Source organism: Amycolatopsis azurea DSM 43854 (assembly GCF_001995215.1).
GTDB classification, from domain to species: domain Bacteria; phylum Actinomycetota; class Actinomycetes; order Mycobacteriales; family Pseudonocardiaceae; genus Amycolatopsis; species Amycolatopsis azurea.
This window is the reverse complement of the sequence record NZ_MUXN01000012.1, coordinates 145,873-162,522: the sequence shown is the minus strand read 5'-3', so window position 1 is coordinate 162,522 and position 16,650 is coordinate 145,873. Positions and strand designations below refer to the sequence as shown.

The following is a 16,650-nucleotide window of genomic DNA, read 5'->3' as shown; positions in this document are numbered from 1 at the left end:
CCCGCCGACGCCGCCTTCGCGACAGCGACACAATCGCTGTCGTCCAAGGAAAAGACAGCAGCGTTGACCGACTCCAGGGTTGCGGGTTCGGTGAGTTCTTTGAGTAGTGCCACAACGGTGGCTTCGTGTGTGTCCACCCGACGACCATACGACCGACCACCGACAATTTTCGATCTTGCAGACAGCACAAGGAATTGCCGATTTCCGGCAACGGGCCCTTCACGACGTCACCACCGACAGTTCCCGATCACGCAGGCACCACAGGGCGTCGCCGATTTCCGGCAACGCCCTGCGGCCGCCCTACATGACGTCCCGAACGACCATCCGTTCGGAAGCGCGCTCGATGGCCGCTTCCACCGCACCGACCCGGTCCGCCAGCAGCCCCATGGCGCCGACCGCCCGGCTCATCGGGTCTTCGTCGTCCCCGCCGAGCGCCTGCGCGCGCAGGTAAGCCGCCTTCACGTCCGCCCACCGTTGCGCCTCCGAGGCGCCAAGGCGTCCGCGCAGTTCGGCCAGTTTGAGCAGGTTGGCCTCCGCGCCCGAGGTGAGCGTCTGCGCCTCACCGGCGTAGTGGTCGTCGATCAGCGCTTCCAGTTCTGCGTCGTTCATCGCGGGAACGATCCGCCCGGCGAGCTTGTTCATGTTCCGGTACGAACCCTGCAACTGGAACGGCGGTTCGACCCGCGACGCGTCCGCCTGCGCGGCCGAAGCGATGTACGCCTGGTTGTTCTTCAGGACGATCCGCTGCACCTGGATCAGTTTTCGCAGCACGGCGAGGATCTGCTCCAGTTCGGTCGCCGAGTACGCGTGTTTCAGCTGATCCGCCCGGACGGCGCTGTCGCCGCGGGCCAGGCGCACGAGAACGTCCACATCGGACCGTTCCCGCGAGACCAGCGGCGCCAGCACGGTGTTCGAGGTGAGCGAGTTCTCGATGTAGCTCAGCGCGAACAGCTCTTCCTTACCGGACAGCACATCGCCGAGGTTCCACACGTCCGCGCGGTTGGCGAGCATGTCCGGGATCCGGAACCGCTTCCCCTGCTCGGTGTACGGGTTGCCCGCCATGCAGACCGCGAACCGCTTGCCGCGCAGGTCATAGGTCCGCGTGCGGCCTTCCCACACGCCTTCCATCCGCCGCTGCGCGTCGCACAGCGAAATGAACTTCTGCAACAGTTCCGGCGACGTGTGCTGGATGTCGTCCAGGTACAACAGCACGTTGTTGCCCTGCTCCAGCGCGAACGAGATCTTCTCGACCTCCTGCCGCGCGGTCGCGTTGGGCGCGTCCGCCGGGTCCACCGACGTGACTTCGTGCCCAAGTGCCGGTCCGTTCACCTTGACGAACACCAGCCCGAGGCGGCTCGCGACGTACTCCATGAGCGTCGTCTTGCCGTACCCGGGCGGCGAGATCAACAGCAGCAGACCGGACTGGTCGGTGCGTCGCGCGTCGCCGGTCGCGCCGAGCTGCTTGGCGAGGTTGTCGCCGATCAACGGCAAATAAACCTCGTCGAGCAGCCGGTTGCGCACGAAGGCGCTCATCACCTTCGGCTTGTACTCGGCGAGCCGGAGCCTGTCCCGTTCGGCCGCCACCAGTTCGTTGCGCTGCCGCTGGTACGCCCGGAAACCCGGCACGCGGTCACGCCGGAACCGCCGCGTCCTGGCCAGCGTCTCGTCGAGCCGCAGGGTCAGGGACCGGTTGACGATCCGCGGATGCGAACCGAGCAGACCGTCCACAGTGGCCGAAAGCTCCGCCGAGGAGTCGTAGCGCGGCAGATCGGCGAGTTCCATCGCGACGGCTTCCGCCAGCTCGTCGCCCGGGATCCCAGCGGAGTCCACAAAGGACGAAAGCCAGGCTTCGGCGAGCTGGTGACGATCCGCGAGGTCTTCGAGGGCGCGCAGGTCTTCGGCGAAGCTCCGGCGGTCGAGCCGGAACTTGTCGAGCAGCGTGCGCGCGCCACCGCTGGTGACGAATCCCGGCGACGCGTCGGCGAGTTCCTCGAACAGATACTCACCGGCGAATTCGAGGTCCAGCGCCAGCCCGGACGACGCGGCGAACGCGGCCATCGCCTCGACGAACTCTCCCGCCAGCGAGTCGATCGCCGTGGTGTGCCCGAAGGCTTCCCGCACCCGCGCGAGCGACGCGGCACGCGTCGTCCACGCGGACTTCGCCGCTTCTTCGGCACCGAAAGCCCAGAACAGCTGAGCGGCCGCCCTCGCGGCGGGCGGATAACGCAGCAATCCGGCGGCGGACCGCAGGCGCACCAGCGCGGCCAGGATCGCGGCCGCGTCGTGGTCGTGCACGCCACGCGCGTAACCCTCGTCGTACCGATCACCCGCGGCGCGCCGGACGACCTCCAGCAGGTCGGCCTCCGGCAGCTCCGGCTGTTCGTCCAGGATCGACGCCGCCAGGTACTCGGCGCGATAGACCTCGGTCGACTCCGAGACCAGCAGTTGTTCCCAGTACGGCCGTGTCGCCTCGAACGACTCGTCGCGCACGGGCGAGCGGTAGTCGGTGCCGGTGATCGCGAACTTCATCCCGCCGTCGTGCGGCACCAGGGTGAGGTCGATGTCCTGGGTGTTGACCGCGAAAGTGTTGCGGCCCAGGCGGATCGTCTCCCCGCCCTCGCCGTAGAGGTCGAGCCTGTCGCGCAGCGCGCGACCGGCTTCCTGGCGAGCGGCCTTGACCCGGCCTTCGAGCTCTTCGGCGCGCACCTGGTCGCCGAGGCCTCGCAGTTCGGTGACGACGCTGCGCAGCTTCGCGACCATCGGATCGGAGGCGAAGTAGGTGTTGATCTCGTCGACCGACCCGAGCGTGCCGACCCGGCGGGTGACACTCGTGAGGATCCGCTCGGCCGAATCGACCAGCCTGTCTGCACGACGTGCCCGCTCGTCGAGCAGCGCCTGCTTGCGGGAGGAGAACGCCTCGTAGACGTCGGTGCGCTTCTCGCCCAGCGACACCAGGAAGTCGTCGAACTCGCCGAACCGCGATTCGAGATTCTCCAGCTGCAGCAACAACCTGCCGAGCTGCTCGTCGCAGCGGTCCGGGGTGTCCGCGACCGCGAGCCCGCCGGTGATGGCCTGCGCGAGCAGCGCGAACTCGGCGGCGAACTCCGCCCGGCCCTCGGTCTCCAGCAGCTCCTTGCGCCGCGCGTCGAGGGTGGCCCGAGCCCGGTTGACCGCGCCGATGACCTCGCCGACGCGTTCGAGGATCTTCGTCCGCACCACGGCGTCCGCGATCTCCAGCCCGCCGACGACGTCGGTGAGCACTTCGAGCCCGCCGGACTGTTCGTCCAACTGCTCGGTGACCGGGACCGCCTCCGCGACGGTGGAGATCGCGCCCGCGACCTCGATCAGCCTGTCGACCTCGGCGTGATAGCTCGTGAACGCGTCCTCGCCCTGGAGGAAACGAACGGCGCGCTGCGCGGCCTCGCCGAATTCCGTGTCGAGGTCGGCGATGACCTTGTCGACCCGGTCGGTGTCGACGTACCGCAGTTCCCGCACGGTGACGAGATGCCCTCGCGCGCGGTGCATTTCGGCGAGTCTGCGCACCCAGGCGTCGGCCGCGTTCAGCGCCTCGCCGCGCACTTTCCGCACAAGCGACGCGGTTTCGGCGGCCGCCACCTCGACGGCCTCGGCCGCCTGCGCGGTGAGCGAAGTGACCGTCTCGAACTCGTCGAGCACCTGCTCCGCGGTGACCCGGACGTCGGAAAGCGGCGACCGCAGATCACCGAGTTCGGCCTCGCCGAGCCAGTGGTAGTGATCGAAAACCCTGGCGCACGCGGCGATCAGCGCCTCGAACACCGCCGCCGACGGCGCCATCTCGCCGACCATCCGGCCGATCGACAGGCAGTCGGAGATCCCGCGGACCAGGTCGGCGTTGCCGACCCGTTCCAGCGGACCCGTCCCGGCCGGCTGCGACGCGGCGTACGTGTCCGATTGGAACGGCGTCCGCCACACCTGCATCGGGTGCACCCGGCTCGGCTCGTCGGACAGCGCGCGGAACAGCACCATCGTGCCGTCGTCGAACAGCGAGTACCCGTGGCACGGGATCGGGTTCGAGACCTCTTTGCGGATCACGTTGTACGGCAGGAGAAGCGAGCGGCCCTCGGCCCGCGCGTGGAAGACGTAGAGCACGTCCTCCCCGTTGGGCGAGCGGATCACGCGCTCGAATTCGAGCTCGTCCACGGTGGTGTCGAACGTCTTGCTGACACCCGTGTCGAGGTAGTAGCCGCCCGGGAAGATGATGCCGTGGTCCTCGGGGAGCCGCTGGCACGCCTGCCCGATCCCGTCGAGGCGCACCACGTTCCGCGTGCGGGTGTTGAACACCAGGTACCGGTGGTCGGTCTCCTTGTACGGCAGCATCCGCAGCAGGATCAGCGGACCGATCCTGGCGTAGGACACCTCGGCGTCGGCGAGGCTCTGCAGCGGCTCGTCGACCGGCTCGGAGTAGACGCCCTCGCCGGTCTCGGTGTTGTCCTCGACCTTGATCGTCAGGTTTCCGCCGACGGTCTCGACGAACACCTCGTCCTCGATCGAGATGTGCGGATGCCGTCCGAGGACGTGCTGCTCGCGGCTGGTCTCGATCCATTCGAAGTCGTGCGACGGCGGGAAGACGTGGTCGCGTTCACCCCGGCTGTCCACATAGGACACCGCGCCGTCGGCGGCGATGCCCCAGCGCAGCACGCGGATGTCCTCGGTCCGCGGGCCGATCTGGAAGACCGCGAGCAGTTTGCCCTCGACCCGGCGCAGCTGCAGCAGCTTCGCCTGCCGGTAGTACCGGTACAGCTCGGCGAAGTCGCGGACGAACTGCTCGTCACGCAGCAATCCCGGCAGCTCTTCGGCCGGCACGTCGTCGAAGCGGAAGGCTTCGTCGTCATGACTGAAGCCGTGCAGCGAGAAGACGTCGTCGACCGTCGTCTCGGGTTTGAGCCCGATGAAGACGTTGTAGCCGAACAACATCCGCCCGCCGACCGACACGACGTCGCGCGGTACGCAGTTGTTCGCGGTGCGGATCCGCTCCGTGCCGATCAGCGCGAGCTGCGCGCTGCCGAAGACCCCGAGCCGCGCGGTGTTGAGTTCGTCCGCGCGTTTCGCCAGTTCGGCGGCCTGTGCGGCGAGCCGGGCGCGGAGCACCTCGTAGGTGCCCGCGTCCAGCTGCTCCGTTCCCGCCGCCGGTTCGGTCGCCGTCACTGCTTCGCGGGGGCGAGGGCGGCGACGGACTTGTCGGCGAGGCCGAGCCGCTGCGCCATGGCGAGCAGCTCCTGCACCTTGCCGGTGTCCGGGCCGCCCGCCTGCAGCTGCTTGGCCAGGAAGGCCGACAGCGTCAGGTTCTTGACGTCCTCGGTGCTCACCGAGCCGAGCAGCTTGCCGATGTCGTCGGTGAAGCTGCCGGAGCCGTCGAGCCACGACTTCCCGAGCGTCTGGACGACGTCCGAATGCTCGACGAACCCGTCGACGCTCTTGCCGAGCCCGATCGAGCCGATGACCTTCTCGAAGAACATCGTCTCGCCGCCGACGATGTCGATGTCGGCCTTCTCCAGCCCGATGCCCAGCACCGTGGCCTGTGCCTCGGCGACCTCGCGCTGCACGTTGAGCGCGGCGAGCCGGATCTCCTTCTCGGCCTCCAGGCGCAGGCGGTACTCCTCGTGATCGCGGCTGGCGCTGTCGAGCGCGGCCATCGCGGCGGCCTTCTCGGTGAGACCTTCTGCCTCGCCCTTGAGCTTGTCGCGCATCCCGTCGGCGAGCACGATCGCCTTCTCCCGGGCGACGATCGCCTCGGCGCGGCCGACCTTCTCCAACGCGTCCGCATCGCGTTCCTTGACCTGCGCCGCGGCCAGGCCGGCGGCGGCCTCCTCGGCCTGGATACCTTCCGCCAGGCGGATCTTCGCGCGGGTCTCCAGCTCGGCGGCCTGCTGGCGCGCCTCGGCCAGCGTCAGTTCCTCGCGGGCCTTGTGCTTGGCGGCCGCCTCGGCGGCTTCCGCGGCCTTGATGTCCTTGACGAGGTTTTCCTGCGCCTCCGCCTCGGCCCGGATGATGGTGGCCGAGCGCTGACGCTCCGCTTCTTCGACGACGCGGAGCTTCTTGATGTTCTCTTCCTGCTCCGCCACGGTCTTCTCGACCGCGATCCGCTCGCGGATCACCTCGGCGATGGACCGCTTCTCGGTCTCGACTTCCTTGTCCTTGGCGATCCGGGACAGCTCGGTCTCGCGTTCGCGGCCGATGACCTCCAGGAGCCTGTCCTTCTCGATGCGCTCGCTCTCGATGGCGATGACGCGCTCGCGGTTCTTGCCCGCGACCTCGATCTCGCGCTGCTGGTTCTGGTGCTGGACGCCGAGCTGCTCGTCCGTGCGCAGATCGGCGGCCTGCGACTTGAGCCGCTCCTCCGCCTGGACCTTGGCGATCTCGGCCTCTTCGCGCGCCCGCATGGTCTCGACCTCGCGGCGCTGCTTGATCTCGGCGTCGGCCTGCCGCCGCTCCAGTTCGAGGATCGCTTCACGGGCGTCCACGTTCTGGCGGGTGATCTCTTTTTCCTCGCCGCGGCGGAACTCGTTGGTGCGCACGTGCTCGATCGCGGTCAGCTCGGTGATCTTGCGGATGCCCTGCGCGTCGAGGATGTTCGCGGAGTCGAGCTGCGCCATCGGCGTCTGCTCGAGGTAGTCGATGGCCGCGTCTTCGAGGCTGTACCCGTTGAGGTCGGTGCCGATGACGCGGATGATCTGGTCGCGGAATTCGTGGCGCTTGGTGTAGAGGTCCACGAAGTCCAGCTGCTTGCCGACGGTTTTCAACGCCTCGGAGAACTTGGCGTTGAACAGTTCCTGCAGCGTCGCCTCGTGGCTCGCGCGTTCGGTGCCGATCGCCTGCGCGACCTTGATGACGTCCTCGACGGTCTTGTTGACCCGGACGAAGAACGAGATCCGGATGTCGGCGCGGATGTTGTCCCGGCAGATCAGGCCTTCACGGCCGGTGCGGGTGATCTCCATCGCCTTGACCGAGGTGTCCATGATCTCGGCCTTGTGCAGCACCGGCAGGACGATCGCGCCGGTGAAGGTCACGTCGACGCGGCGGACCTTCGAGATGATCAGCGCCTTCCCCTGCGGCACCTTTTTGAACAACCTGGTGATCGTGAAGAGCAAGACCAGGAGGATGACAACTACCACGGCGATCAGAACGCCGGCCCCCACGCTGATGGCACCCATACGTGTTCCTTTTCTGCTTCAGATGTCCAAGGACTCGACCCAGAAGAACTCGCCTTCGGAGTCGTAGTCATAGAGAACTACGCGGCTGCCCGCCGCCAGGTTGCCTCGGCCCGCCTGCCGAACGTCCACAATGGCCGTCGACCCGTCGGCGGCGGCGACCTCGGCCTGGCCGAAGTCGTGCGTCACCGACGAGGTACGGATGACGGCGGCGCGACCGACGAAGTCCCGCCTGCTCGGCTCCTTCGCGGGGCCGAATACCCGGCGCAAGGGCACCACGATCACCCTCGTCCCGAGTGTGCCGAGGACGAGCGCGACGGCGAGCACGCCGGCCCCGAACCCGATCCTCGATGGTGTCGAAAGCTCCAGATCATCGAGTAGAACCGTTCCTGCCAGGCTGGCGAACCAGGTGAATGCGATCAGCAAAGAGAGCGAAATGGACAGTGGGACCCCGCCGAAGCCCGCCAGGAGCCCGTCGCCGCCGTCGAAGCCGTCGGTGTCGACGCCGCCGAACAGCGCCAGCAGCCAGTAGCCGATCACCACGATCAGCAGGAAGCTGAAGAGCACGGCCGGAAACCCCAGAGCCGCGGTGACGAACCCGCCCATCCCGTCGTTCCCTCCCCCATTACCCCGGGTCAGGACTATAACCAGCGCGTGACGCCGGGCGGGCCGTTTTCGGCTACGAGTGGGTCACGGTGTGCGGAAGCGTGCGGGGTGGCCGTCGGTGGTCGCCCACCCTCTGCGTTTAGTCCTCTGAATGCGGCCCGGCGTGTGTGGCGCCGGCGCAGGAATCGCGAGTGTCCGTGAAGGCCTCCTTGCCTACCCTGAAGGTAGCGAAGGAGGCCTTCACTACCTTCAGGATCGCCACGTTCGCTCCAGGTGCACCAGCAGTCACAGCGGCTGCGCGTGAAGGCCTCCTTCCCTCGGCTCAGCCGAGGAAACTCGACCTTCACTCCTTGCGAAGTACATGAAGGCCCCCTTGCTTGCGCCAGACGCAAGCAAGGGGGCCCTTCATGTACCGGACGAGAGGCGCGGCCGCCCAGGCAGCCACGCGCCCACCGCATTTAGGGCTCCTAACACAATGAGTGGGCTTTGAGGCGGCGCCAGCAGATGATGGCGCAGCCGAGGGTGAGGAAGCCTTTGTGGAGGTCGTCGCGGACTTCCCAGCGGATGCGCAGGCGGCGGAACCAGTGCAGCAGGGCGAAGGCGCCTTCGACGACCCAGCGGTGGACACCGAGGCCGGAGCCGTGGTGTTCACCGCGGCGGGCGATGACCGGTGTGATCCCCTCGGCGCGGACAAGGCGGCGGTATTTGTCGTGGTCGTAGGCCCGGTCGGCGTAGATCCGGCGTGGCCGTCGCCGGGGAGGCCCGGGCCGGCCCCGCACCGGTGGGATCGCGTGGATCAACGGCATCAGCTGGGTGACGTCGTGCCGGTTCCCGCCGGTCAGCGTGGCCGCGAGCGGGATCCCGGTGCCGTCGGTGATCACATGGTGTTTCGACCCGACACGCGCTCGGTCGACCGGGCTGGGGCCGGTTTCCGGCCCCCTTTTAACGCCCGCACATGCGACCCGTCGACCGCCGCCCGCGACCAGTCCAGCAGATTCGCCCCATTCAGCTCCGCCAGCAGCAGCTCATGCAACTGCTGCCACACCCCTGCCTCGGTCCAGTCCCGCAACCGACGCCAGCACGTCATGCCCGACCCATAACCCAGCTCCTGCGGCAGAAACTCCCACGGAATCGCCGTATAGAGCACGAACATGATCCCGCACAACGCCTTACGGTCATCCAGCCGCTTACGCCCAGGATGCCGGAACCGACGCTCCACACGCGGCAACAACGGCTCAATCCGCTCCCACAAACCGTCATCGACCTCCCACGGACGCCGCTGCCCCACCCAGCACACCCCTCCCCAGAAGACCAACGAAACACGACATCAAACCACACTCGAGATCATTCTGTTAGGACCCCTTAGTCCTCTGGATGCGACTGGTGGGTCCGGGGGCGTCCGACGCGTTAGTCCTCGGGGTGTGGGCGAGATCGGCGCGGGCGGCGCGGGCGGCGCGACCGGGTGCGGAGGGTTACGCCGACCGGCCGCCCGGAAGCCATCCGGTTGGCCCTGTCGCACCGCACGGGCGAGCCCTACTCTCCAGTATTGAGAGTGACACAGGACACACCACGGTCTTGGAGGCTCCCTTGGGTTGGCACGTTCGCGAGACGATCGACGAGGATCAGCGCGAACGGCGGATCCGCCATGTCACCCGATGCCTGAGCTGCACCCTCACCTGCGTCCATTGTGGACTCCCCGCCCGATTCTCCGTTCCCCCAGGACATCCAGGGCTGGGCGTTGTCGAGCACCTCCCTGGCTCGACAACGCCCGGGCTCCCCGACCTCGCCCTCCTGCACCGATTCTGCCGCGACCACACCGGCACGGACGCGGGAATCGCGCTCAGGCGCGCCTATCTCGGCCTGGCGACCGAACTCTTCGAAGCGGGACGACGGATCCGTCGTCACCACAGACTCGGCGTGCATCCGCCACGGCCGGGGCATCTCGAGGCCTACCGAAAACGGTGGCGAGTGGCCAAAATGCGGTACGCCTGCAAGGCGTGCCGGTACTACACCGGCTCTCACTGAGCCGATTCTCCCCCGGAGGACTCGTGCTCGTTCGTCTCATCCTCGGTCTGCTCGTCACCGTCGCCGGCCTCGCTTTCGCCGCCCGCCGCGCCGCTTGGCTCTACAAACTGATCAAGTCCGGCCAGCCGGACGAGAAACGCTCCGACGTCATGACCGTCCGCGCGAAAACGCATCTGGCCGAGGTCTTCGGGCAGCGCAAACTGCTCAAGTGGTCGGTACCCGGGCTCGCGCATCTGTTCACGTTCTGGGGTTTCGTGATCCTCGGGTCGGTCTACGTCGAGGCGTACGGCGCCCTGTTCGACCACGACTTCCACATCCCGCTCATCGGGCACTGGGCGGTTTTGGGTTTCCTCCAGGACTTCATCGCGGTCGCGGTGCTCGTCTCGCTCGGGGTCTTCGCGGTCATCCGGATCCGCCAGGCACCCGAACGAAAGGACCGCGCGTCACGCTTCTTCGGGTCGCACACCGGTGGCGCCTGGCTGATCCTGTTCATGATCTTCAACGTGATCTGGACGATGTTCCTCTTCCGCGGCGCGTCGGCGGCGGTCGGCGTCTTTCCGTACGAGTCGGGCGCGTGGGTCTCCCTCGGCGTCGGGGAACTCCTGGAACCGCTGGGACTTCCGGTCACCGAACCGCTGGAGACCGTCGGGCTGCTGCTGCACATCGGCGTGATGCTGGCGTTCCTGTCGATCGTGCTCTACTCCAAGCACCTCCACATCTTCCTGGCGCCGGTCAACGTCACCGCCAAACGGCTCCCGGACGCGCTCGGCCCGCTGCTGCCGATGGAGTCCGGCGGCAAGCCGATCGACTTCGAGGATCCGGGCGAGGACGACACCTTCGGCCGCGGCAAGATCGAGGACTTCACCTGGAAGGGCATGCTCGACTTCGCCACGTGCACCGAATGCGGGCGCTGCCAGTCGCAGTGCCCGGCGTGGAACACCGGGAAACCCTTGTCCCCCAAGCTCATGATCATGGATCTGCGCGACCATCTCTTCGACAGCGCCCCGTACATCCTGGACGGCAAGGAAGCCCCCGAAGAGCGCCCGCTCGTCGGCACCAAGGACGCGGGCGGCGTGATCGATCCCGACGTCCTCTGGTCCTGCACCACCTGCGGCGCGTGCGTCGAGCAGTGCCCGGTCGACATCGAGCACGTCGACCACGTCGTGGACATGCGCCGGTACCAGGTGATGATCGAGTCGGCCTTCCCGAGCGAACTCGGCGTGCTGTTCAAGAACCTGGAGACCAAGGGGAACCCTTGGGGCCAGAACAACTCCGACCGGCTCGCCTGGACGAAGGACCTCGGCTTCGAGGTGCCGATCTTCGACGGCGAACTCGCCGACGACGTCGAGTACGTCTACTGGGTCGGCTGCGCGGGCGCGTTCGACGACAACGCCCGCAAGACCGTCCGCGCCACCGCGGAACTCCTGCATCTCGCCGGGGTCAAGTACACGATCCTCGGCACCGACGAGTCCTGCACCGGCGACCCGGCGCGCCGGTCCGGCAACGAGTTCCTCTTCCAGATGCTCGCGCAGCAGACCGTCGAGACGCTGAACGCGGTGTTCGAGGGCCGCGAACCGGGCACGCGCAAGATCGTCACCACCTGCCCGCACTGCCTGAACACGCTCGGCCGCGAGTACCCGCAGCTGGACGGGAACTACGAGGTCCTGCACCACACGCAACTGCTGAACCGGCTCGTCCGGGCCAAGAAGCTGACGCCGGTCAAACCGGTCGACGCGGGCCCGGTGACCTATCACGACCCGTGCTACCTCGGCCGCCACAACAAGGTCTACGAACCGCCGCGCGAACTCGTCGGCGCGACCGGCGCCACGCTCAACGAGATGCCCCGGCACGCCGACCGCTCGCTCTGCTGCGGCGCCGGTGGCGCGCGCATGTGGATGGAGGAGCAGATCGGCAAGCGCATCAACCTCGAACGCGTCGACGAGGCACTCGGCACGGACGCCGAAACCATCGTCACCGGCTGCCCGTTCTGCCGCGTGATGCTGAACGACGGCCTCGTCCAGCGACAGAGCGAGCAGCGTGGCGAGAACGTCACCGTGCGCGACGTCTCCCAGCTCCTGCTGGAGTCCGTGAAGGAGCGAGACCGGACCGCGACCGAGATTTAAGGCACACGGGAGTTGGAAGTTCGGCGCACCGAACTCTAGACTCACGGGATGGCGAATCTGTTCAAGGCCGTCTGCGGGCTGGCCGCGTCGGCGCTCGTCCTTTCCGCGTGCGGTGGTCCCGCCGGCGGCGCGGACGACAAGCGGCCCGTGGTGCTGACCACGTTCACGGTCTTGGCGGACGTCGCGGCGAACGTCGCGGGCGACAAGCTCAGGGTCGAGTCGATCACCAAGCCCGGTGCCGAGATTCACGGTTACGAGCCCACTCCGGACGACATCAAGAAGGCCGCGAAGGCCGACCTGATCCTCGACAACGGACTGAACCTGGAAGCGTGGTTCGCCCGGTTCGTCAAGGAGAGCGACGCGCCGCACAAGGTGGTCAGCGAAGGCGTCCAGCCCATCGCCATCGGCGAGGACTCCTACCAGGGCAAGCCGAACCCGCACGCGTGGATGTCGCCGAAGAACGTCGGGATCTACGTGGACAACATGGTCAAGGCGTTCAGCGAGCTCTCTGCCGGTGACGCCGCCGCGTTCAAGGCGAACGGTGACGCCTACAAGGCGAAACTGCAAGCGGTCCAGGACGAGATGACCGGCGCGCTGAACGGGCTGCCGAAGAACGAGCGCGCACTGGTCACCTGTGAAGGGGCTTTCTCCTACCTCGCGCGTGACACCGGTCTCACCGAGCGGTACATCTGGGCGGTCAACGCCGAACAGCAGGCCACTCCGCAGCAGATCACCCGCGCGATCGGGTTCGTCAAGGAGAACAAGGTTCCCGCGGTGTTCTGCGAGTCGACCGTCTCCGACGCGCCGATGCGCCAGGTCGTCTCCGCGACCGGTGCCGCGTTCGGCGGTGTCCTCTACGTCGATTCCCTGTCCGGTCCCGAAGGTCCGGTGCCGACGTACCTCGATCTCATCCGCCACGACGCGAAGACGATCGTGGCCGCGCTCACCGGAGCCAAGCCGTGACCGCCGCGATCCGCGTCGAAGGCGTCACCGTCCACTACGGCGAGGTCCTCGCGCTCGACGGCGTCGACGTCACCCTCGAACACGGTCACGTCTGCGGTCTGGTCGGGATGAACGGCTCCGGCAAGTCGACGCTGTTCAAGACGATCATGGGCATGGTCCGCCCGGACACCGGCACTGTCTCGGTCGACGGCGGCCCGCCCGCACTGGCCCGCAAGACCGGCGCGATCGGTTACGTGCCACAGAGTGAGGATGTTGACTGGTCGTTCCCGCTGTCGGTGCGGGACGTCGTGATGACCGGCCGCTACGGGCGGCTCGGCTTCACCCGGCGGCCGCGCCGCGCCGACCACGAGGCCGTCGAGCAGGCGCTGGAGCGGGTCGAGCTGACCGAACTGGCCGGACGGCAGATCGGCCAGCTGTCCGGCGGGCAGCGCAAACGCGCGTTCGTCGCGCGCGGGATCGCCCAGGGCGCCCGCGTCCTGCTGCTGGACGAGCCGTTCGCCGGCGTCGACAAGCGGTCCGAGGCCACGATCACCCGGCTGCTCAAGGAACTCGCGGCCGACGGCGCCGCGGTCCTGATCTCCACGCACGACCTGCACGCGCTGCCCGGTCTGGCCGACGAGGCGATCCTGCTGATGCGCAAGGTGCTCGCGCACGGCTCCCCCGGCGAGGTGCTCCGGCCCGAGAACCTCGCGCTGGCCTTCGGACTCGATGTCCTGCAACGGGAAGAGGAACCCGCGTGAGTCTCTACGACCTGTTCCTCGAACCGCTCGGCTACGACTTCATGGTGCGGGCGCTGGCCTCGACGGTGATCGCGTCCGCGGTCTGCGCGGTCCTCTCGTGCTGGCTGGTGCTGATCGGCTGGTCGCTGATGGGCGACGCGGTCTCGCACGCGGTGCTGCCCGGCGTCGTGCTCGCTTACGTCCTCGGCGCGCCCTTCGCGCTCGGCGCCGTCGTCTTCGGTTTCCTCGCGGTGGCCTTGATCGGCGTCGTCCGCGACACCAGCCGGGTCAAGGAGGACGCCGCGATCGGCATCGTGTTCACCACGCTGTTCGCGCTCGGGCTCGTGCTGATCTCGGTGACGCCGAGCCAGACCGACCTGAACCACATCATCTTCGGCAACCTGCTCGGCGTCGACACCTCGGATCTGATCCAGATCGGTGTCCTCGGCGCGATCACGCTCACCGTGCTGGTGCTCAAACGCCGCGATTTCACCTTGTACGCCTTCGATCCCACGCACGCGCACGCCATCGGGCTGAACCCGCGCGTGCTCGGCGCCGCGCTGCTCGGGCTGCTCGCGCTGACCGCGGTGGTGGCCTTGCAGGTGGTCGGCGTGATCCTGGTGGTGGCGATGCTGATCATCCCGGGCGCGACGGCGTACCTGCTGACCGACCGGTTCGGCCGCATGCTCGTGATCGCGCCGTCGTTCTCGGTGCTCGCGGCGGTGATCGGGCTGTACCTGAGCTACCACTTCAACACCGCGTCCGGCGGGATGATCGTGCTGGTGCAGGGCGCCGGGTTCACCATGGTGTACCTGTTCGGGCCGCGGCACGGGATCATCGGGAAGCGGCTGGCCAAGCGGCGGCGGGAAATGGCGCGGGCCGTGTAGCCCTAGGCCCAGCGACCGGCCAGGACCCTGGCGACCACCGCGCCGAGCACCCGCACGCCGTGGAAGGAGCCGGGCTCCAGCCCGACGAGTTCGCGGACCCGGCGGAACCGGTAGTCCAGCGTCCTCGGGTGGATGTGCAGTTCCCCGGCGGTGTTCAGCCGGTTCATGTCGTGCCGGTAGTAGGCGTCGAGCGTCGCCACCAGATCGGGGCCGGCCTCCAGCTGCCGCGCGATCCCGCGCAACCAGTCGTCGACGGGTGGCAGCCGGGCGACGCCGAGCTCGACGAAGAGGTCGGTCATCACCGGTAACCGGCTCGGCCTCGCCTCGACGGGAGCGACCCGGCTGATCCGCCGGGCCAGCGTGGCGGTGTCCCGCAGCGCGCCGACGCGTCCGGACGCCGCGCCCGCCGCGCAGGGCCGTCCGGTCAGCGCAGCGCAGTCGCGAGCGAAGACCAGCCCGCGGTCCCGTGCCCCCTCGGGGTCTTCGCAGGGGAACAGGACGACCAGTTCGCCGGGCTCACGCCAGATCATCGGCACTCTCTCGCGCTTCAGCAGCGCGCCGATGATCTCCTCGCGCCGCTCCTCCGAGGGCAAGGGGGAGCCGGAAAGCCGGATGACCGTGATCAGGTACCGGTCGGCGAAACCCAGGGCGAGGCTTTCCGGGAGTCCGGGTATCACGGCTTTGTCGGCGAGCAGGGTCGCGGCGAATTCCTGAGCCCGTTTGACGAACGGCGTACCGCGTTGGTGTCCGGTCAAAAAGCCTTGGAGATAGGCGTTCTGCCCGGCGAGACCGTTGGCGGGCAGCCAACCGATCATCTCGGTCACGTGGCCGACCTCGTGCAGGCCCGCCGCTTCGTGGATCTCCCGCAGGGTGAGCACGTCGTGCAGGTCGAGCACGCGCCGCCCGGAGGCCGGCGCGACGCCCTGACCACCGCGTTGTTCGCCGAAAGCGGTCAGCATCGCCAGGTCCGCACCGGTGAAGGGCGCGCCCTCGGCGGCGAGTTCGACCTCCCGGCGCCGGAGCAGGACGGCGAAGTCCAGCATCGCGGCACGGACCCCGGCCATCCTGGCCGCCGCCCGGAAATCGGGTATTTCGCCGAGATAGACGTCGACCGCCCGCCGCCCGTTGAAATCCACCCGATCCCACAACAGCTTGTAAAGGCCTTCCATCGCGTACCCCGCATTCTCGCGGCATGAGAGTACGAATCGCGACTGGACGTTTTCTGGATCGCGAGCCCGCGGTGACCGGACAATCACCCCGCGCGCTGTGTCTCTCGCGACATGGGTCTGGGCTCACCCTTAGGTTAGGCTCCCCTCATGTCTACGGAAGACGCGCTGCTCACCGGCCATGACCTGGTGCTCGCGCACCAAGAGCGGGCCGTGGTGGACGGCGTGTCCCTGTCGCTGCGCGCCGGCACGGTCACCGCGCTGGTCGGGCCGAACGGCTCCGGCAAGTCGACGCTGCTGCGGTCGCTGGCCCGGCTGCACAAGCCGCGCGAAGGCAACGTCCAACTCGGCGAACGCCCCGTCTGGGGCGGGAACGCGTTGTCCGGCAAGGAGTTCGCCCGCCAGGTCACGCTGCTGACCCAGCACCGGCCCACGCCGAGCGGGGTGTCCGTGCGCGACGTCGTCTCCTACGGCCGGTACCCGTACCGCTCGGGCTGGCGCGGAGTCGACGTCGACGGCGCCGCCGCGATCCGCCGCGCGATGGAGCTGACCGGCGTGACGCCGATGGCCGAACGCGGGGTCGACGAACTGTCCGGCGGCGAACTCCAGCGCGTCTGGCTCGCGTCCTGTCTCGCCCAGCAGACCTCCGTGCTGCTGCTGGACGAGCCCACCAATCATCTCGACCTGCGCTATCAGGTCGAGATCCTCGACGTCGTCCGCGACCTGGCCAACGAAGGCGTCGCGGTCGGCGTGGTGCTGCACGACCTCGACCACGCGGCGATCATCGCCGACGAGGTCGTGCTGCTGTGCGAGGGAACCATCGTGGCCACGGGTGACATCGGGCAGGTGCTCACCACCGAGCACCTCTCCCAGGCCTACGGCGTCACCGTCCACGTCGCGAACGACCCGGTGACGGGCGCGATCCACTGCAGGCCACTCGGGCGGCATTCGCCCAGGCCCGCCTGAGAAAACCC

At 68.1% G+C, this 16,650-nt stretch carries 11 protein-coding genes; 6 read left to right on the top strand and 5 right to left on the bottom strand.

Features of this window, described 5'->3' with window-relative positions; all coding sequences use genetic code 11:
- Positions 1 to 300 precede the first annotated feature (300 nt).
- The 4 genes from B0293_RS17335 to B0293_RS42825 all read right to left on the bottom strand — a co-directional run bounded on the left by B0293_RS17335 (position 301) and on the right by B0293_RS42825 (position 9,081).
- Positions 301 to 5,184 (bottom strand): DNA repair ATPase, encoded by a 4,884-nt coding sequence (locus B0293_RS17335; RefSeq protein ID WP_005164001.1) that lies wholly within the window; start codon positions 5,182 to 5,184, stop codon positions 301 to 303.
- Positions 5,181 to 7,190 (bottom strand): flotillin family protein, encoded by a 2,010-nt coding sequence (locus B0293_RS17330; protein ID WP_005164002.1) that lies wholly within the window; start codon positions 7,188 to 7,190, stop codon positions 5,181 to 5,183. The genes B0293_RS17335 and B0293_RS17330 overlap by 4 nt, the downstream gene beginning before the upstream one ends.
- Positions 7,191 to 7,208: 18 nt before the next feature.
- Entirely contained in the window at positions 7,209 to 7,793 is a 585-nt protein-coding gene (locus tag B0293_RS17325) for a hypothetical protein (RefSeq protein ID WP_005164003.1), read from the bottom strand.
- Between the two features lie 467 nt (positions 7,794 to 8,260).
- A protein-coding gene (locus tag B0293_RS42825) for an IS5 family transposase (protein ID WP_407640100.1) occupies positions 8,261 to 9,081 on the bottom strand; the annotation gives its coding sequence in 2 pieces (ribosomal slippage) (positions 8,261 to 8,724 and positions 8,724 to 9,081; 822 coding nt in all).
- Positions 9,082 to 9,380: 299 nt separating this feature from the next.
- On the opposite strand from B0293_RS42825, the gene B0293_RS17310 reads away from it, so the two are divergent.
- From B0293_RS17310 to B0293_RS17290, 5 genes are read left to right on the top strand one after another with little or no spacing between them, the layout of a single operon-like run.
- A complete protein-coding gene (locus B0293_RS17310) occupies positions 9,381 to 9,818 on the top strand; it encodes a hypothetical protein (protein WP_077241324.1) in 438 nt (145 codons plus the stop codon).
- 23 nt (positions 9,819 to 9,841) lie between these two features.
- Positions 9,842 to 11,941, top strand: coding sequence for a (Fe-S)-binding protein (locus B0293_RS17305; RefSeq protein WP_005164005.1), 2,100 nt, complete (start codon positions 9,842 to 9,844; stop codon positions 11,939 to 11,941).
- 48 nt (positions 11,942 to 11,989) lie between these two features.
- Positions 11,990 to 12,904: a metal ABC transporter substrate-binding protein gene (locus B0293_RS17300; RefSeq protein WP_005164006.1), complete on the top strand. Its 915-nt coding sequence runs from the start codon at positions 11,990 to 11,992 to the stop codon at positions 12,902 to 12,904.
- Entirely contained in the window at positions 12,901 to 13,644 is a 744-nt protein-coding gene (locus tag B0293_RS17295; protein WP_005164007.1) for a metal ABC transporter ATP-binding protein, read from the top strand. Before B0293_RS17300 ends, B0293_RS17295 begins: the two co-directional genes overlap by 4 nt.
- Positions 13,641 to 14,510: a metal ABC transporter permease gene (locus tag B0293_RS17290; protein WP_005164009.1), complete on the top strand. Its 870-nt coding sequence runs from the start codon at positions 13,641 to 13,643 to the stop codon at positions 14,508 to 14,510. Before B0293_RS17295 ends, B0293_RS17290 begins: the two co-directional genes overlap by 4 nt.
- Positions 14,511 to 14,512: 2 nt before the next feature.
- On the opposite strand, the gene B0293_RS17285 is transcribed toward B0293_RS17290, so the two are convergent.
- Positions 14,513 to 15,679, bottom strand: a complete 1,167-nt coding sequence (locus B0293_RS17285; RefSeq protein WP_005164011.1) for a PucR family transcriptional regulator — start codon at positions 15,677 to 15,679, stop codon at positions 14,513 to 14,515.
- Between the two features lie 147 nt (positions 15,680 to 15,826).
- Here B0293_RS17285 and B0293_RS17280 point away from each other — a divergent pair, with 147 nt between their 5' ends.
- Positions 15,827 to 16,642, top strand: a complete 816-nt coding sequence (locus B0293_RS17280; protein WP_005164013.1) for an ABC transporter ATP-binding protein — start codon at positions 15,827 to 15,829, stop codon at positions 16,640 to 16,642.
- The last annotated feature ends 8 nt before the right edge of the window (positions 16,643 to 16,650 follow it).